Source organism: Streptomyces sp. LX-29 (genome assembly GCF_029541745.1).
In the GTDB taxonomy this organism is placed as follows: domain Bacteria; phylum Actinomycetota; class Actinomycetes; order Streptomycetales; family Streptomycetaceae; genus Streptomyces.
Window position 1 is genome coordinate 4,431,803 of sequence record NZ_CP089746.1, and the last position, 16,632, is coordinate 4,448,434.

Sequence of the window (16,632 nt, forward strand, 5' to 3'; positions counted from 1 at the left end):
CGGTGGCTGCCCAGGCCACGAGGGTGGCCCTGGGCGTCGCGGTGGCTGCCGGGCCCCGAGGGCGTGCCGTGCGTCCCGGTGCGGCCAGTCGGGCCCGCGGGCAGGCCCCTGCGCACTGGTGCCGCCCGCCGGGCCCGGACCGGCGCCGAGCGTGCTCTGCCGGGCCTCAGCCCCAGCCGCTCGATCACCACCCCCGGCCCACCCTCGGGCATGCCCCGCCGGGCTCGGCCGCAGCCGCTCGGTCACCCCTCCGGGGCCCGGGTCACCCCGGGCGTTCCCCGCCGGGCTCAGGCGGCCGCTCGATCACCCACCGGGCCCCGGTCACCCGGACCCTCCCCGCCGGGCCTCAGGCGCGGCCGCGGCACAGCTCCAGCAGGGTCATTCCGAGCGCCGTGCCGTGCCGGCCCAGCCCCTCGCGGTAGCGGGCGAGGATCTCCATCTCGCGGCTCAGGCTCAGCCGCGGCCCGCCGGAGGCGATCCGGGACCGCTGGATGGTGGCCGAGACGGCCATCCGTTCCTGGACCAGCCCGATGATGCGTCGGTCGAGATCGTCGATCTCCAGCCGGGCCTCGGGCACGGAGACGGCGGCGGCCTCCCCGGCGGTGGCGTCCTCGATGGCCGGGGTGGCGGTGCGGGTGTCGCGCACGGTGGTGGTCTGCGGGCTCATGGTGTCTCTCCTGGGGTGTCTCGGCCCCAGGCGGCCCGGGTGACCTGCAAAGACTCCGAGAAACACAGCGCGCCCCGGGCCTTTGTCGGCCCGGGGCGCCTGGGAAGTCGCTTGTCAGATGTTCAAGCAGCACGACCATGGCAGCCGGACGGGCCGGTGCCATAGGTAAAGACGGAGGTCAGCTGCGTGAACATGGCCAACAGTATGAGCCCGTTAGAATCGAAAGTCCAAACCCCATTTGCACGACCCGCCGGAAGGCCGCCGCAGTGCCCTCAGCGACCCCAGCCGCCACGCCCGACACCGTCCTGGTCGTCGACTTCGGCGCGCAGTACGCACAGCTCATCGCCCGCCGCGTCCGTGAGGCCCGGGTGTACAGCGAGATCGTGCCGTCCACCATGCCGGTGGCGGAGATGCTCGCAAAGAAGCCGAAGGCGATCATCCTCTCCGGTGGTCCCTCCTCCGTCTACGCCGAGGGTGCTCCCACCCTCGACCGCTCGATCTTCGAGGCGGGCGTGCCGATCTTCGGCATGTGCTACGGCTTCCAGTTGATGGCCACCACCCTCGGTGGCACCGTCGACAACAACGGTGCCCGTGAGTACGGCCGCACGCCGCTCACGGTCTCCAAGTCAGGCTCCACCCTCTTCGAGGGCACCCCCGTCGAGCAGTCGGTGTGGATGTCGCACGGCGACGCCTGCTCCGCCGCCCCCGAGGGCTTCACCGTCACCGCCTCCACCGACCAGGTGCCGGTCGCCGCCTTCGAGAACGACGAGCTCAAGCTCTACGGCGTGCAGTACCACCCCGAGGTGATGCACTCCACCCACGGCCAGCAGGTCCTGGAGCACTTCCTCTACCGGGGCGCCGGCATCGAGCCGAGCTGGACCACCGGCAACGTCATCGAGGAGCAGGTCGCCGCGATCCGCGCGCAGGTCGGCTCCAAGCGTGCCATCTGCGGCCTCTCCGGCGGCGTCGACTCCGCCGTGGCCGCGGCCCTCGTCCAGAAGGCCATCGGCTCCCAGCTGACCTGCGTCTACGTCGACCACGGCCTGATGCGCAAGGACGAGACCGAGCAGGTCGAGAAGGACTTCGTGGCCGCCACCGGCGTCCAGCTGAAGGTCGTCGACGCGCAGGAGCGGTTCCTCACCGCGCTCGCCGGCGTCTCCGACCCGGAGACCAAGCGGAAGATCATCGGCCGCGAGTTCATCCGCGTCTTCGAGCAGGCGCAGGCCGAGATCATCGCCGAGGGCGCCGCCGACGGCGAAGAGGTCGCCTTCCTCGTCCAGGGCACGCTCTACCCGGACATCGTCGAGTCCGGCGGCGGCACCGGCACCGCCAACATCAAGTCGCACCACAACGTGGGCGGCCTCCCCGAGGACCTGGAGTTCGAGCTCGTCGAGCCGCTGCGCCAGCTCTTCAAGGACGAGGTCCGCATGGTCGGCCAGGAGCTCGGCCTGCCCGAGGAGATCGTCCAGCGCCAGCCCTTCCCGGGCCCGGGCCTGGGCATCCGCATCGTCGGCGAGGTCACCAAGGAGCGGCTGGACCTGCTCCGCGAGGCCGACGCGATCGCCCGCGAGGAGCTCACCGCGGCCGGCCTGGACCGCGAGATCTGGCAGTGCCCGGTGGTCCTGCTCGCCGACGTCCGCTCGGTCGGCGTCCAGGGCGACGGCCGCACCTACGGCCACCCGATCGTGCTGCGCCCCGTCTCCTCCGAGGACGCCATGACCGCCGACTGGTCGCGGCTGCCGTACGACGTGCTGTCGCGGATCTCCACCCGCATCACCAACGAGGTCGACGAGGTCAACCGCGTGGTGCTGGACATCACCAGCAAGCCGCCGGGCACCATCGAGTGGGAGTGACCTCCCGCTAGACCGGTCAACGCCGACGCCGTCGCTCATTCGTTTGAGCGGCGGCGTCGCCGTTTGCCGGTCGATACGCTGTTCTCACGGCCGAGAATCCCGTCCATGGGAGGAACCATGACCGCTGAGCTCGCGCACCCCTGGCCGACGCCGCCGCAGGACGGTTACACCGTGGACGACCTGCTGACCCTGCCCGACCTCCCGCCGCACACCGAGTTGATCGACGGGAGCCTGGTTTTCGTGAGTCCGCAGCGTTTCTTTCACACGCTGACCATGTACCTGCTGGAGAAGGGGCTGCGCGCCACCGCACCGCCCGAGTTGCGGGTCGCCCGGGAGATGACCGTGGTGATCGACAAGCGCAACGGCCCGGAGCCCGACATCTCCGTCGTGCGCGCGGAAGCGTTCCTCGACAGCGACCAGACCTACTTCAAGGTGGCGGATGTCGTCCTGGCGGTGGAGGTGGTCTCACCGGACTCGGAGTCCCGTGACCGCGACACCAAGCCGCACAAGTACGCCAGGGCGGGCATCCCGCACTTCTGGCGGGTGGAGCGGGCCGGGCACAACGGGAGGCCGGTCGTCCACGTTCACGCACTCGACCCGGAGAGTCGCACGTACAGGTTCACCGGCATGTACCACGACGTACTCAAGCTCTCCGTCCCCTTCGACATCGACATCGACCTCACCGAGATCGACCACCTCTGACGGCCACCCGCCTCCGCCCCCTGTGTTCCCGCCGTGACCGCGGGTAGCTTGCGGGAACGGACGGATGTGGAGGTGCGTGCGATGCCCGAGCAGCGGCCCGAGCCGGTACCCGCCGAGCGGCTTCATCTCGCGATGCCGCCGCGGCACGCGTCGGTGGCGGAGGAGCGGCTCCATCGGAGGCAGCGGCTGGCGGCGGCGCTGCGGCTGTTCGGGCGGTTCGGGTACGAGGACGGGGTGTCGGGCCATATCACCGCGCGGGACCCGGAGTTCACCGACTGCTGCTGGGTGAACCCGTTCGGGATGCCCTTCCGGCAGGTCACGGCGAGCGATCTGGTGCTCGTCAACGCGGAGGGTCAGGTCGTCGAGGGGCGGTACCGCGTCAACCAGGCGGCGTTCGGCGTTCACTCGTACGTGCATCGGGCCCGCGCGGACGTCGTCGCCGTCGCGCACAGCCACACGATCCACGGACGGGCGCTCTCCGCGCTGGGCGAGTTGCTCGATCCGATCACCCAGGACGTCTGCGCGTTCTTTGAAGACCACGCCGTGTACGACGCCTATTCGGGCGTGGCGGCCGACCCGGCGGAGGGGCGGGCGATCGCGGCCGCGCTCGGCCCGTACAAGGCCCTCATCCTGCGGAATCACGGCTTGTTGACGGTCGGCGACTCGGTCGACGCGGCCGCCTGGTGGTTCATCGCGATGGAGCGCGCGTGCCAGGTGCAGTTGGCGGCGAAGGCGGCGGGCAAGCCGGTCCTGATCGACCGCCGCGGCGCCGCCCGGATCCGCGAGCAGCTCGGAAACGATCTCGCCGCGTGGATCAACTACCAGCCGCTGTACCAGGAAATCACCCGCGCCGAACCCGACCTGTTGACCTGAGACCGGCTGTACGTACGGCACAATTCCCTCGCGACGCACGACAGTTGGGAGAGGCCCCGTGGCGGTGGAACAGGCGCGAGACGCCACGACGGGTACGGCAGTGGACCCGCACGGCTACCCGGATCCGTGCGCGACCTCGTACGCGAAGCATGCGCACCCCCCTATCCCTCCGCACGCCTCCGCGCACCCCGCCGGTCACGGCGAGGACTGCGGCTGCGCGCGCGGCGCCCGGGACGCCCATCGGCGGGCGGTGTCCGCCTTCGCCGAGCTGCGCGACCGGCTGGCCGACGGCCAGGGCCTGCCCGCCGCGCTGGCGCACTCCGCCGGGGCCTCCCGGCAGTGGGTCTCCGACGAGCTGCGGCAGGCGGCCCGCGGCGTCGCCGAGCGCGGCCGGGCGCAGGGCGCGGCCTGGCTGGCGGCGGTGTGGAAGCGCGCGGTGGCCTGGGTGTGGGGCGTGATCGGCGTGCTGCTGCTGGTGCAGTTGGTCACCGCGCTGGTCGCCGGCGACGGCTGGTCGGTGGCGCGCACGGCGGGCCTGGTGGCCTCGCTGGTGACCGGCGCGCTGTTGACCCTCGCCGCCTGGCTGCACCGCTCGCGCGGCGGCCCGCTGGCGCCGCTGATCGGTGAGGACAACCGGCTGTCGACCTCCCGCGCGGTGGCGGTCGGCTGGGTGCTGCTGGCCGTCTTCGCCGTCCTGCTGCTCGCGGTGGAGCGCGCCGCGGACTCCCGCCGGGGCTCCGCCGCCGTCGACGGCCTCGACCTCGCCCGCTCCGCCGCCCTGCTCACCGTCGTCGCGCTGACCTGTCTGGTGGCCGTGCTGGCCCGGCTGGTGGTCGCCAACCGGGTGCGCGGGCAGCGGACGCAGAAGGTGCGCGCCGACCGCCCGCGCGCCGCCGACCTGCTCACCGATGACGCGGGCCGGGGCAGCTTCACGGACGCGCAGTACGTGGTCGTCAACGCGGCGGCCGTCGTCTTCGCCGCCGTCCTCCTCGCCCGGGAGCCGCGCCGGCTGCCCGAACTGCCCTGGGCGTTGGCGGTGCTGGCCGTGGTGTCCGCGGTGACCTACCTGGCCGGGAAGTACGCCGAGGGCGGCCGGCCCACCGTGCTCTCGGTGGTCCGGGCCCGCGAGGCGGGCGATCTGGACGCGCCCATCCGCACCGGCGACGACATCGAGATCCGCGGCAGCGGCTTCGTCCCGCCCGGCGCCCAGGAGCCGGACCGGCTGGCTCAGACGGTGGTGCGGATCGGCACGGTCCACGTCCATGTGCCGCTGATCCCCGTCGCGGGCGGCTTCACCAACCCCACGGACACGGTGCTCACCGTCCCGGTGCCGGTGGACGTGGAGCCGGGCCGGGTCGAGGTGCTCGTCATCACCGCCTCGGGCGCCGAGACCAACCGCTATCCGATCGACGTCGTCGACTGAGCGTTCGCCGCCCGCCGTCCGTAAGACCGGGTGACGGCACGAGGGAAGGGCGGCGGACGGCATGGCGAAGGGAAACCGCAGGGGGCGGACGCGCGGCGCGGGCGGCGGCCCGGCGACGGGCCGGCGGGCGGTCGCCGCCCGGTACGCGCTGGTGCCGCTGCGCCTCTTCCTCGGCGTCACCTTCGTCTACGCGGGCCTCGACAAGCTCACCACGCCCGGCTTCTTCGCGGCCACCGGCGTCGACTCCCTCGGCGCCCAGATGCGGGGCGTGCGGGACTCCGCCGCCGTGCCCTGGCTGGTGGACCTGGCGCTGAAGAGCCCGGAGGGGTTCGGCTACGCGATCGCCTTCGGTGAGCTCGCGGTCGGCCTCGGCACCCTCTTCGGCCTGCTGGCCCGCGTCGCCGCCCTCGGCGGCGCGCTGATCTCCCTCAGCCTGTGGCTCACCGTCAGCTGGCGGACCGAGCCCTACTACTACGGCAACGACCTGGTGTATCTGATGGCCTGGCTGCCGCTGGTGCTGGCGGGAGCGCCCCGGATCTCCCTGGACGCCGAGATCGCCAGACGGCGGGGGCGGCGGCTGCCCGTCTGACCCCGGGCGGGGTGCGACACCCGCGCTGAGACCGGGCGGGTCCCCCGGGCGCCGGACCGGCCGCCGTCGGGTCAGCCCGTTCGCCGGCGGGCCCGTCTGCGGCGTCCCGCGTAGGTGAGCCAGGTGGCCAGTCCGGCCAGGGCGAGCCCGGCCGGGAGGGCCAGGAGCGGGGCGAAGGCGGGGACGTCGAGCTCGCCGGCGGCGTCGAGGGCGTACAGCCCGGCCAGGCCCAGGAAGAGCAGGCCCGCGATGAGCTTGCCCGGCTCGAAGGGGTGGGGCCTCATGCGCGGTCCACCTCCACCTGACCCAGTCCGACCTTCAGATCGAGCTCCAGCGTGCCGCGCGGTTCGCGACCGTCGGCCGGCTTCAGGGTCACCCTGGCCTCCTCGCCGGGCGCCACGTCGATATCGCCCTCGGTGTCCTCCGGGAGCGAGATGTCGCCCAGCCCCACCTCGACCTCCAGCTCCACCGTCACATCCGGCGGCACGACCACCGCCAGCCGGCCCGCGCCGACCTCGGCGGTCACCGCCGCCGTCTGGCCCTCCCGCAGCCCCAGCCCGGTCAGCCGCAGGGTGCCCACACCGGTGCCCAGTTCGTACGGGGCGCGGGACGCCGCGGCCGCGCTCGTCGGAGCCCAGGTCCTGCGCGTCCAGTCGGTCGTCACGGACTTCGGCAGGGCGGCGGCGCCCGCCAGCAGGACGCAGGTCAGCACGGCGGAGACCAAGGTGCCCGCGCCGGTGCGCCCGTACCGGGTGCTGACGAGCAGGCCCAGACCGAAGACACCGAGCGCGGCGGCCAGCCCGATCTCCAGGGTGGTGCCGAGCGGCCGCTCGCCCCAGGTGGCGCCGATGCCGGCCGCGGCGGCCAGCAGGGCCGTCAGGAAGGTCCAGCCGCCGATCGGGACGCGCTCGCGGGGTGGGCGGGCGGGCGTCGGGACCCGTTCCCTGTCGGGCGGCCCGTACCGGAGGCGCGGGGCCTCGGTGGCCGGCGCGGCCGCGGGGGTCTCCGTGCCGTCGTCGGGACCCCACAGATAGCCCGTGCCGACGTGCCCCGTCGTGCCGTCCTTGACGATCGGGTCGCGCCACCAGGAGGGGCCGCCGCCGGGCGGCGGCGGGGCCAGCGTCTCGGGCGGCGCGTCGGCGACCGCCTGGGCGGTGGCGGCGTCGACGGCGCCGGTGCCGCTCTCGGCCTGGCGGCGGTGGAGCGACCAGTAGCCCGCGCCGACGGTGGCGAGCGACAGCATGAGAGAGAAGGTGACGACGTTGCCGTTGTTGAGCATCGACAGGAACAGCCCACAGCCGATCAGCGCGCACAGCACCGCGGTCAGCGCCGTCCCCTCCACCCGCCCGGACAGCAGCCTGCGACCCTCGTTCTCCTCCTCGCCGTAGAGCGGGATCAGCAGCCAGCAGAAGCCGTAGGCGATCAGGCCGAGGCCGCCCGCGACGGCGAGCACCGACAGCGCCACCCGGAAGATCACCGGGTCCATGTCGCAGTAGCGGCCGAGACCGCCGCAGACCCCGCCGACCACCTTGTGCTCGCGGCTGCGCCGCAGCGGGCCGGAGGGCGGCGGCGGGGCGGACGGGTCGCTCGCGTCGCGCGGGCCGTGCGCGCCGGGCGGCCCGGACGCGTCCGCCACGGGGTGTGCGTCGGTCATGCGGTCCATGGTGACAACCGGGGGCCCGGTGCGACACACGGGGCGACCCTGGACCTTCCCTGAGATCATCCCTGACACGGCTGCGGCTATCTTGTTCCTTCGAACACATGCGGGGCAGGCATGTGGACGCGGGGCAACGGCGGGGCAGATGGGGCTAAGGGGTACGCGGTGTCGGAGGGTGGGCGGCTGGTCGCCGGACGCTACCGGTTGATCGAGAAGGTCGGCCGCGGGGGAATGGGCGCGGTGTGGCGCGCCGAGGACGAGTTGCTCGGCCGTCAGATCGCGGTCAAGCGGCTGCACGTCTCCCCGCACCTCGCCGACGACGAGCTGGCCACCCTCTACGAGCGCACCCGCCGCGAGGCGCGCAGCGCGGCCCGCATCACCCATCCCAACGTGGTCGTGGTCCACGACGTCGTCGAGGACGGCGGCCGGCCGTGCATCGTCATGGAGTACGTCCCGGGCTCGACCATGGCCGACCTCCTCAAGGGCGGCCAGACGATACCCGCGGCCGAGGCGGCCCGCATCGGACTCGCCATGGTCTCCGCGCTGCGCGCCGCGCACGCCGCCGGGGTGCTGCACCGCGACGTCAAGCCGGGCAACGTCCTGCTGGGCGCGGACAAGCGGGTGGTGCTCACCGACTTCGGCATCGCCATGGCGACCGGCACCTCCACCCTCACCAAGACCGGCGAGGTCGTCGGCTCCATCGACTACATCGCCCCCGAACGCGTCAGGGGCCGCAAGCCGGGTCCGGCCTCCGACCTGTGGGCGCTCGGCGCGACGCTCTATCAGGCGCTGGAGGGCCGCCCGCCGTTCCGCCGGGACACCGCGATGGAGACGGCGTACGCGATCGCCGTGGACCCGGTCGACCCGACGCGCAACGCCGGCCCCCTCACCTCGCTCGTCGAGGCGCTGCTGGACAAGGACCCGGACCGGCGGCCGTCGGCGGACGCGGTGGAGCGGATGCTGCGGGTGCCGCTCTCCGACACCGACACCACCCTCTTCCCCGCGGTCTCGCTGACCCGGCCGACGGCGGTGCAGCCGGCGGCCAAGCCGGTGCGGGAGCCGGCGACCCCGGAGCCCCCCAAGGCCCCGCCCGCCCGCAACGAACCCGCCTGGGCGCGGGAGCCGGCGCGAGCGCCGGAGCCCGAGCCCGAGCCCGTCCGCGACGAACCGGCGCCGGCCCCGGAGCCGCCGCGGGCCCCGGAACCGGCCCGGACGACGGCGACCACCCGGACGCCGGAACCCTCGCGCACCACCGTGACCACCCCCGCCTCGGAGATCCCGTACAGCGGCGGGACCAGCCGCCGCGCCGGCATCCGCACCTTCCTGAGCGTGGTGGCGGCCGGCGTGGTCGGCGCGGCCGTGGTGACGGGGATCTACCTGGCCTCGGGTGGGGACGGCGGCGGGACGAAGGCCGAGGGGAAGAACGAGACCAAGTCCCCCACCCCGGTGAAGACGAAGCACACCGCCCCGCCGGTCCCGGAGGGGTACGTGCTCAACCGCGTGGGCGAGCTCGGCCTCTCGGTGCCCGTCCCGAAGGGCTGGACCCTGGACTCGATGAGCGGCCGGGCGGTGAACTTCGTCGATCCCACCGGCGAGGCGAGCCTGCGGATCAACGTGCTGGACTTCGCGAGCACCGACCCGGTCGAGCACTTCAAGGAGGTCGAGAAGGACCTCCGCGCCAAGTACTCCTGGTACGAGCGCAAGCGGCTCCAGGAGACCAAGTTCCGGAACCAGCCCGCGGCCATATGGGAGATGGAGTTCCAGGGCGACACCAGGCGGATCAGCGCCATCGACCTCGGCTGGGGCCGGGTGGGGGAGAAGGAGTACGCGCTCTACCTCTCCGCGCCCACCGACGTGTTCGACTCGTACCGCTCCGTCTTCGACCGCGCCAAGGAGGGCCTGCGGCTCCCCGGGGACGTCGAGCCCCGCGGGGCCGGGAAGCCCTCCGGGTCCGATCAGGGGTGACCCCTGATGCCGTCGGCCCGCTGACCGTGTGACGATCGGGACCATGACCACCGCCACGCCCCCCGCCCCCGAGCCGCCGCTGCGCAGGTTCTACCGCAGCGCCGAGGGCCGGATGCTCGGCGGTGTGGCGCGCGGGCTGGCCGGCCATCTGGGCCTGCCGGTCTCCTGGGTGCGGATCGCCTTCGTCGCCCTCTTCCTGGCGGAGGGTTTCGGCGCGCTGGTGTACGCGCTGTTCTGGTTCGTGGTGCCGCTGGGCGTCGGCGGCGTGGACACCGAGCGGCCTTCGCCGCTCTCGGGCGCCGCCGCCGGACCTGACGGCAGGCGTCGCCGGTTCGCCCGCAGGCCGGACAAGGGGCAGCTGCTGGCGCTGCTGGCGCTGCTGGTCGGCGCCGGGATCTTCGTCGAGAGCTTCCACCTCGGTCGGGCCAACGCCTATATCTGGCCGCTGCTGTTCATCGGCGCGGGCGTCGCGCTGGTGTGGCGGCAGGCGGACAACGCGCGCCGCGCCCAGTGGGTCGAGCTCAGCCGCAGCAAGCGGGTGCTGCCGATCGCGCGGGGCGCGGCCGGGGTGCTGCTGGTCGGTGTGGGCGTCACCGGAATCGTCGTGATGCAGGGCTCCGGCCGGCATCTGGGCGCCGTGCTCCAGGCATCCCTCGCGGTGGTCGTCGGCGTGGCGCTGCTGGCCGGCCCGTATCTGGTGCGGATGATGCGGGACCTGTCCGAGGAGCGACTGATGCGCATCCGCGCGCAGGAGCGCGCCGAGGTCGCCGCCCATGTCCACGACTCGGTACTGCACACGCTCACCCTCATCCAGCGCAACGCGGACGACGCCCGCGAGGTGGCCCGGCTGGCCCGTGCCCAGGAGCGGGAGCTGCGCGCCTGGCTCTACCGGCCGGAGGGCACCGGCAAGGACGAGGCGGAGCAGCCGCGGACCCTCGCGGAGGCGGTCCGGGCCACGGCCGCCGAGGTCGAGGACTACCACGGGGTGCCGATCGAGGTGGTGGTCGTCGGCGACTGCCCGCTGGACGAGAGGCTGAACGCCCAGCTCCAGGCCGCGCGCGAGGCGATGGTCAACGCCGCCAAGTACGGTGGCGAGGGGGGACCGGTGCAGGTCTACGCCGAGGTCGAGGGCCGTACGGTGTTCATCTCCGTGCGGGACCGGGGGCCGGGCTTCGACCTGGAGGCGGTCCCGGACGACCGGATGGGCGTACGGGAGTCGATCGTCGGTCGGATGCAGCGCAACGGCGGCACGGCGCGCCTGCGCTCGGCGCCGGACGGGGGCACGGAAGTGGAGCTGGAGATGGAGAGGGCGGAGACGACATGACGACGACCGAGGCCGAGGGGACGACGCGCCGGGTGCGGGTCGTGCTCGTCGACGACCACCGGATGTTCCGCACCGGGGTGCAGGCCGAGATCGGCCAGACGGACCGCACGGGGGTGGAGGTCGTCGGCGAGGCCGCCGACGTCGACCAGGCCGTCACCGTCATCAACGCCACCCGCCCCGAGGTGGTCCTGCTCGACGTCCATCTGCCGGGCGGCGGCGGGGTGGAGGTGCTGCGCCGCTCCAGCGCCCTGATGGCCGACCCGGAGCGCCCGGTGCGCTTCCTCGCACTCTCCGTCTCGGACGCCGCCGACGACGTGATCGGAGTGATCCGGGGCGGCGCGCGCGGCTATGTCACCAAGACCATCACCGGCGCCGACCTCGTCGACGCCGTCTTCCGCGTCTCCGACGGCGACGCCGTCTTCTCCCCGCGCCTGGCCGGCTTCGTCCTCGACGCCTTCGCCTCGACGGACGCCCCGCCAGTCGACGAGGACCTGGACCGGCTCACCCAGCGCGAGCGCGAGGTGCTGCGGCTCATCGCCCGCGGCTACGCCTACAAGGAGATCGCCAAGCAGCTCTTCATCTCGGTGAAGACGGTCGAGTCCCATGTCTCGGCCGTGCTGCGCAAGCTCCAGCTCTCCAACCGCCACGAGCTGACCCGGTGGGCGACGGCGCGACGCCTGGTGTGACGTCCGCCGGGCGTGCGGGTCGGCCCTGACCGCGGTTCAGGAGGCCGCCATCGTCTCCTTGGCCAGCTCGTACGCCGGCAGCATCTCCTCGTGCTCCTGGGTGTCGAATCCGCCCAGGTGCACCACCACCCCGCCCTTGGGAGTGACGACGGCGAAGGCGCGCTCGCGCTTGGGGTCGTCCTCGTAGCCGGGCGCGGCGTTGAGGTAGGAGACCTCGGCGGCGGCCAGCGAGCCCGCCTTGAGCTCGCGGTACTCGGGCTTGCGGTGGTACTTGTCGTCGGCCATGAAGGACTTCAGCAGCTCCAGGGGCTTGGTGCCGGTGCCGCCGTCGTCGTTGGTCCACACCCGCAGGAAGCCGATGTTCCCGGCGGGCTTGGCGTCGATCTCGCAGGCGAGCTTGACCGGGCCCTGGCTGATGAGGAAGGCGGCCGGCTCGTCCTCCTTGGGCGGCGTCACGGCCTTCGGCTTCCAGGACTCGGCGAGGCCGAACGCCACGGGGAGCGGGCAGGCCGAGCCCTTGCCGCCGACCTGACCGGCCTTCGGGGCCGCCGCCACGGTGTCCTTCTTGCCCGCCTTGCCGCCCTTGCCGCTTCTTTCGTCGTCCGACCCCGAGTCGGACGAGCAGCCGGTGAGTACGCCCAGCGCGAGCGCAGCGCACACCGCTGCCCGCCCGAATCCACGCATGACTGTCCCTTACGTACGAAAGTTCGAAGAATCGCGGGAGCAGATTACGTCACGCGAGGAACGCCGCGCGGCGATATGCGGGCTCGCCATCCCCGCCCACTCCTGGGCCGACTTCATAGCCGAGCTTCGGGCTTCGAGATTCGAGCCGCCTACCTAAGGAACGGGTGGCCTCCCCGCCCGCGAAGCATCGATCGCCGCGTACCTCGATCGGCTGCCCGACGGTGCCGCAATGGACGCCAAGACCCTCGCGAAGTCCTTACCCGCCTACGGCCAGCAGGCCGTCCGTACCGCCCTCAACGCCCTCTCCGCCGTCGGGCATCTGCGGCGCGTGCGGGAGACGATCGGCGGCGGGCGTACGCAGCGGGTGTTCCGGACGTACTTCTCGCGGACGGCGCGCGAGGACGCGTGGTGGGCGCGGTTCCTCGCGGGTAGCGAGGCAGGTGACGGCGCGCGCAAAGGCGCGTACGAGAAGCCCGCCGCGATGGCTCCACCGGCGCCACAGGCACCACCGGCGCCGAAGGGCGCCCCCCGCTCCGCCGCGTACCAGGCCCTCGCCGCCCTTGGCTGCGCCAACCCCCGTATGACCCTCTCAGCCGCCGAGTGCGCCGCGCTGGAGTCGCTGGCGGCTGAGTGGTTCGCGCGTGGGGCGACCCCGGCGCACTTCGCCGCTGCCCTCACGGCCGGGCTCCCGCCCGAGATCCACAGCCCCGGCGCCCTCGCCCGCAGCCGGCTCCGTGCCAAGCTGCCACCCGAGCCCGCCGCCCCGCCCGCCGCGGAGCCCCCGCCGCCCCGGCGTCTCGTCGAGTGCACGAACTGCGGCCGCCCCGGTCGCCCGGAGAACCTCCCCGGCGGCCTGTGCCGCGCCTGCCGGGGCGAGCTTCCGGCTCGTGGTCCGGGCGGGCCGACGGCCGTCGAGATCCATGCCCACGTCGCGCGGCTGCGAGCCGTCAACGACACACAGGTCAAGCCCGTGCCGGACGGGGATCACGACGAGATCATCATGTGGGTGCAGGAGCAGTGCATGCAGCACCGGCCTGACGTGCGGCTCTACCGGGAGCGCCGCCTGAAGGTCGAGGGCTACCGCAGGGGCCGTGCCATTCCGGATGGTGCTCTCGCGCCTCGCAGGCACTTCACCGGGCACGGCGAGTGGTCCGACCCGGATGGCGTGCTGATGGTCGTCGAGGTCACCTCGCACGACTCGGACACCGACCGGCGTGATCGTAGGGAGAAGCGCGACGCCTACGCCGGGGCGGAGATCCCGGTGTACCTGCTCGTCGATCGCGAGCCGTGAGCCCCCGCCTGCCCGGCCGGAGGGGGCCGGGGTGGCGGAATCTGAAGCCTGGGTCGGTTGAGGCTGCGCAAGGGATGCCGAAGTCCGGCCGAGGCTGTCCTCTGCGCCTTGATCAGGTGAGCGTCGTGTCGCCCTGCGCCTCGAGAATCTTGCGTAGCCCCGAGGCGATCTGCTGGCACTCCTCGGGGGTCAGGACGGACAGGATCTCGTCGTAGTCCCGCAGGTGGGCGGCCATGGCCTCGTCGACCAGTGTCTTGCCGCGCTCGGTGAGACGGATCTTTACCGATCGTCGGTCCGCGCGGTCGCGGATCCGCTCGACCAAACCCTTGTCCTCCAGGCGGTCCATGCGGTTCGTGATGGCGCCCGGGGACACCATGGCCGCTTTCGCGAAGGCGCCGGCGCTGAGCGTGTAGGGCGGGCCCGAGCGGCGCAGCGTGGCCAGCATGTCGAACTCGCCCATGTTCACGGCGAATTCGTCGTTGAGCCTTTTGAAGTGCTGGTCGTACACGCGCTGCATGCGCAGCACGCGCCCCAGCACCTCCACGGACTGCAGGCTGCCCTCCAGCTCGGGCCGTTCCCTGCGCCACTGCTCGACGATCAGGTCCGCCGCATCGGTCACGTCATCACCCTCTCCGCGGTGTATTTCAACCATAAAAGACTTGACGTTGAACAAGCAACCATGCTGTTCTTTCAACGTCAAAAGATTTGACCTTGAAGGACCTTCTGGAGCCACACATGTCCCCACAGCCCGACCCCGCCGCCCAAGACCTGCTCTTCCGTGAGGCTCGCACCGCCAACGCGTTCACCGGCGAGCAGACGCACCGTCAGCGACCTGGTGCCGTGCGGGCGGAAGACCTGAAGCTCTCGTACTCCGACGGCCGACCGGCCACCCTCGGCGTCGAGGCGGTCAACCGCGTACTGCGCACGGTGGGCGTGCGGGTCAGTCAGATCCCCGTTCCCGCGGAAGCTCAGCCGATTCTGGAGGCGTCCAAGGGGCAGGCGCTCTCGGAAGAGGAAGCCGCGGAACTGATGTCGCTGTTCAGCCTGGATCGGGGGCAGCTCCTGGAGCAGGTCGAGCTGGCCGGCCGCCGCCCGGAGGCGCATCGGGGCGGATTCCTGAACACCTCCGAGGTCGGCGTTCCCCCGTACCCGAAGGTGTACGACATGCGGACGATGGACGCCGACGCCCGGCACGCCGTGCAGGCGCGCTTCGGCAGGCTCCACGTGAACAGCTCCGACCACGGCGTCGGCGTCGACGAAGTGATGACGGCCGTCTCCGGTGGCCCGTGGACGTGGTTCTACCTGTTGCCCGACGGCGTGGTCGCGAAGCTGTCGCTGGGCGCGGTCGAGGCCGGCGATCCGGCCTGGCGCGTGAGCTACCCCGGCCTGGGCCCCCACGGCGCCTTCCTCGATGCCGAGCACGGTCTGATCGTGGCCTACGTCCACGGCCCCGAGCAGTTCGTCATGCGCTACGAGGAGCCGGGCGTGGACGGCGCACAGGTGCTGGGCACGAATCCGTGGATCGACTTCAGCGGCGGCGCCCCGCGGCTGCTCGACGAAGTGACCACGCGCTGACCAGCGCCGACGGTGACTGCCTCATGGCCACCGTCCGATCCGCCCCTCACCCACCAGGCACACGAACCCCAGCAGGAAGAGAGATGCCCACCATCACCGGGGCGGCCGCCACGCGCACGCCCTCCCCCTCTGCCCTCGCCGAATCCGTGCGTCGCGTCCCCATCCTGTGGCTGGCGTTGCTCGCCACACCGGTCGCCGCCGCCAACAATGCGACCGTCCTGATCCTCGGCGACATGAGCCGCTCCCTCGGTATCAGCACCGCCGGCGCATCATGGCTGGTCACCGTCTTCGCGCTGGCACTGGCGGTCGCGACACCACTGATCGCGACGCTGGTACGCCGGCGCGGCACGCGCACCGCGCTGTGGCTGAGCGCCGCCTTCGTCGCCGTCGGGACCGCGGTGGTGGCCACCTCGTCATGGCTTCCGCTCACCCTCGTCGGACGGGCCGGTCAGGCGGCGGGCGGAGCGGGCATGATGGCCATCGCCATGAATCTGGCCGGCACCGCCCGCCGCATGGGTGTGATCAGCGCCGGGTTCGGGATCCTCGGCGCAGTGGGTCCGCTGCTCGGCGAGCGCCTCACCGACGCCCTCTCCTGGCGGGCCGCCCTGTCCGTCGTGCTGGTCACCCTCCTGGCCGTCCCCGCGGTCAGCCGACACACCACCCGGGTTCCGACCACCGAGGGCCGCTTCGACACCCGGGGCGCGGTGCTGTTGGCGGTCCTGTCCAGCAGCCTCGTTCTGCTGCCGTCGAACCCGCTGCCCGCCCTCGCCGCAGCAGCCGTCACCGGCTCACTGCTGTCCCTGCACATACGTCGCCGCCCGGACGGCTACGTCCCGGCAGTCGCCCTGCGCTCCCGGCTCTTCCGCAGTTCGGTCCTGATCGCCCTCGCCCTGTCCGCGTCGTACTTCACGCTGCTGTTCGCGATCCCGCAGCTGATCGCCGACCGGGCCGACTGGTCGACCGGCTCGGTGGCCACGGGCCAGATGGTCGCCATGATCATCGGATCCGCGCTCACCCTCGGCTTCGCGGCCGTCGCCGCGCGCCTGGGTCACACCAGGGTGCGGGCGATCCTGATCGCGGTGGGGGTACTCGCCGCAACGGCGGCGATCTTCGCCCACAGCGCGATCATCCTGTTCGTGGCAATCGGCCTCGCCGTCTTCAGTGCCACCGGCGTCAACGCCACCCAGTCCATGACCGCGGCCTCCGCCGTCCCCGATTCCCAACGCCCCACCGGAATCGGCCTGTTCCAGCTCGCCTACCTCATGGGCGGAGCCCTCGGCCCGGCGCTCGCCACCCTGCTGGTCCTTGGCTGACACCTGCGTCGATGACAGTCACGTGGACGG

At 72.6% G+C, this 16,632-nt stretch carries 15 protein-coding genes and 1 pseudogene; 11 read left to right on the forward strand and 5 right to left on the reverse strand.

Annotated features, from left to right (window positions below):
• Window positions 1–346: 346 nt before the first annotated feature.
• Window positions 347–667 carry a chorismate mutase gene (locus LRS74_RS19115; protein ID WP_277742131.1) on the reverse strand — a complete coding sequence of 107 codons (321 nt, stop codon included), beginning with the start codon at window positions 665–667 and terminating at the stop codon, window positions 347–349.
• Window positions 668–933: 266 nt separating this feature from the next.
• On the opposite strand from LRS74_RS19115, the gene guaA reads away from it, so the two are divergent.
• The 5 genes from guaA to LRS74_RS19140 all read left to right on the forward strand — a co-directional run bounded on the left by guaA (window position 934) and on the right by LRS74_RS19140 (window position 6,107).
• Window positions 934–2,520, forward strand: a complete 1,587-nt coding sequence (guaA, locus tag LRS74_RS19120) for a glutamine-hydrolyzing GMP synthase (protein WP_277742132.1) — start codon at window positions 934–936, stop codon at window positions 2,518–2,520.
• 117 nt (window positions 2,521–2,637) lie between these two features.
• A complete protein-coding gene (locus tag LRS74_RS19125) occupies window positions 2,638–3,222 on the forward strand; it encodes a Uma2 family endonuclease (protein WP_277742133.1) in 585 nt (194 codons plus the stop codon).
• 81 nt (window positions 3,223–3,303) lie between these two features.
• Complete coding sequence (locus LRS74_RS19130) at window positions 3,304–4,095, forward strand: class II aldolase/adducin family protein (RefSeq protein WP_277742134.1); 792 nt, start codon at window positions 3,304–3,306, stop codon at window positions 4,093–4,095.
• A gap of 163 nt (window positions 4,096–4,258) precedes the next feature.
• Window positions 4,259–5,518, forward strand: a complete 1,260-nt coding sequence (locus tag LRS74_RS19135; protein WP_277744828.1) for a hypothetical protein — start codon at window positions 4,259–4,261, stop codon at window positions 5,516–5,518.
• A gap of 61 nt (window positions 5,519–5,579) precedes the next feature.
• Window positions 5,580–6,107 carry a DoxX family protein gene (locus tag LRS74_RS19140; protein WP_277742135.1) on the forward strand — a complete coding sequence of 176 codons (528 nt, stop codon included), beginning with the start codon at window positions 5,580–5,582 and terminating at the stop codon, window positions 6,105–6,107.
• A gap of 71 nt (window positions 6,108–6,178) precedes the next feature.
• Here the strand turns inward: LRS74_RS19140 and LRS74_RS19145 are convergent, their stop codons facing one another.
• Together LRS74_RS19145 and LRS74_RS19150 are read right to left on the reverse strand one after the other, a co-directional pair.
• Window positions 6,179–6,391 carry a hypothetical protein gene (locus LRS74_RS19145; protein ID WP_277742136.1) on the reverse strand — a complete coding sequence of 71 codons (213 nt, stop codon included), beginning with the start codon at window positions 6,389–6,391 and terminating at the stop codon, window positions 6,179–6,181.
• Complete coding sequence (locus LRS74_RS19150; RefSeq protein WP_277742137.1) at window positions 6,388–7,761, reverse strand: PspC domain-containing protein; 1,374 nt, start codon at window positions 7,759–7,761, stop codon at window positions 6,388–6,390. Before LRS74_RS19150 ends, LRS74_RS19145 begins: the two co-directional genes overlap by 4 nt.
• A 168-nt stretch (window positions 7,762–7,929) precedes the next feature.
• On the opposite strand from LRS74_RS19150, the gene LRS74_RS19155 reads away from it, so the two are divergent.
• The 3 genes from LRS74_RS19155 to LRS74_RS19165 are packed head-to-tail and all read left to right on the forward strand — an operon-like array spanning window position 7,930 to window position 11,739.
• Window positions 7,930–9,729 carry a serine/threonine protein kinase gene (locus LRS74_RS19155; protein ID WP_277742138.1) on the forward strand — a complete coding sequence of 600 codons (1,800 nt, stop codon included), beginning with the start codon at window positions 7,930–7,932 and terminating at the stop codon, window positions 9,727–9,729.
• Between the two features lie 43 nt (window positions 9,730–9,772).
• Window positions 9,773–11,053: an ATP-binding protein gene (locus LRS74_RS19160; protein WP_277742139.1), complete on the forward strand. Its 1,281-nt coding sequence runs from the start codon at window positions 9,773–9,775 to the stop codon at window positions 11,051–11,053.
• Window positions 11,050–11,739 carry a response regulator transcription factor gene (locus LRS74_RS19165; RefSeq protein WP_277742140.1) on the forward strand — a complete coding sequence of 230 codons (690 nt, stop codon included), beginning with the start codon at window positions 11,050–11,052 and terminating at the stop codon, window positions 11,737–11,739. The genes LRS74_RS19160 and LRS74_RS19165 overlap by 4 nt, the downstream gene beginning before the upstream one ends.
• A gap of 36 nt (window positions 11,740–11,775) precedes the next feature.
• Here the strand turns inward: LRS74_RS19165 and LRS74_RS19170 are convergent, their stop codons facing one another.
• Window positions 11,776–12,423 (reverse strand): lipoprotein, encoded by a 648-nt coding sequence (locus LRS74_RS19170; protein WP_277742141.1) that lies wholly within the window; start codon window positions 12,421–12,423, stop codon window positions 11,776–11,778.
• 229 nt (window positions 12,424–12,652) lie between these two features.
• Between LRS74_RS19170 and LRS74_RS19175 the strand changes: the two genes are divergently transcribed.
• Window positions 12,653–13,714, forward strand: a complete 1,062-nt coding sequence (locus tag LRS74_RS19175) for a Uma2 family endonuclease (RefSeq protein ID WP_277742142.1) — start codon at window positions 12,653–12,655, stop codon at window positions 13,712–13,714.
• Window positions 13,715–13,826: 112 nt separating this feature from the next.
• On the opposite strand, the gene LRS74_RS19180 is transcribed toward LRS74_RS19175, so the two are convergent.
• Window positions 13,827–14,387, reverse strand: a complete 561-nt coding sequence (locus LRS74_RS19180) for a MarR family transcriptional regulator (RefSeq protein WP_277742143.1) — start codon at window positions 14,385–14,387, stop codon at window positions 13,827–13,829.
• A gap of 62 nt (window positions 14,388–14,449) precedes the next feature.
• On the opposite strand from LRS74_RS19180, the pseudogene LRS74_RS19185 reads away from it, so the two are divergent.
• Both LRS74_RS19185 and LRS74_RS19190 read left to right on the forward strand, forming a co-directional pair.
• A pseudogene (locus LRS74_RS19185) lies at window positions 14,450–14,527 on the forward strand (nitroreductase family protein); the annotation flags it as partial.
• A gap of 845 nt (window positions 14,528–15,372) precedes the next feature.
• On the forward strand, window positions 15,373–16,602 hold the full coding sequence (locus LRS74_RS19190) for an MFS transporter (protein ID WP_277742144.1): 1,230 nt from the start codon (window positions 15,373–15,375) through the stop codon (window positions 16,600–16,602).
• The last annotated feature ends 30 nt before the right edge of the window (window positions 16,603–16,632 follow it).

Bases quoted from the DNA above. Each gene is read 5' to 3' on its own strand.
- LRS74_RS19115 (WP_277742131.1), bottom strand. From the start codon at position 667: ATGAGCCCGCAGACCACCACCGTGCGCGACACCCGCACCGCCACCCCG.
- LRS74_RS19125 (WP_277742133.1), top strand. From the start codon at position 2,638: ATGACCGCTGAGCTCGCGCACCCCTGGCCGACGCCGCCGCAGGACGGT.
- LRS74_RS19130 (WP_277742134.1), top strand. From the start codon at position 3,304: ATGCCCGAGCAGCGGCCCGAGCCGGTACCCGCCGAGCGGCTTCATCTC.
- LRS74_RS19140 (WP_277742135.1), top strand. From the start codon at position 5,580: ATGGCGAAGGGAAACCGCAGGGGGCGGACGCGCGGCGCGGGCGGCGGC.
- LRS74_RS19145 (WP_277742136.1), bottom strand. From the start codon at position 6,391: ATGAGGCCCCACCCCTTCGAGCCGGGCAAGCTCATCGCGGGCCTGCTC.
- LRS74_RS19150 (WP_277742137.1), bottom strand. From the start codon at position 7,761: ATGACCGACGCACACCCCGTGGCGGACGCGTCCGGGCCGCCCGGCGCG.
- LRS74_RS19160 (WP_277742139.1), top strand. From the start codon at position 9,773: ATGACCACCGCCACGCCCCCCGCCCCCGAGCCGCCGCTGCGCAGGTTC.
- LRS74_RS19165 (WP_277742140.1), top strand. From the start codon at position 11,050: ATGACGACGACCGAGGCCGAGGGGACGACGCGCCGGGTGCGGGTCGTG.
- LRS74_RS19170 (WP_277742141.1), bottom strand. From the start codon at position 12,423: ATGCGTGGATTCGGGCGGGCAGCGGTGTGCGCTGCGCTCGCGCTGGGC.
- LRS74_RS19175 (WP_277742142.1), top strand. From the start codon at position 12,653: ATGGACGCCAAGACCCTCGCGAAGTCCTTACCCGCCTACGGCCAGCAG.
- LRS74_RS19190 (WP_277742144.1), top strand. From the start codon at position 15,373: ATGCCCACCATCACCGGGGCGGCCGCCACGCGCACGCCCTCCCCCTCT.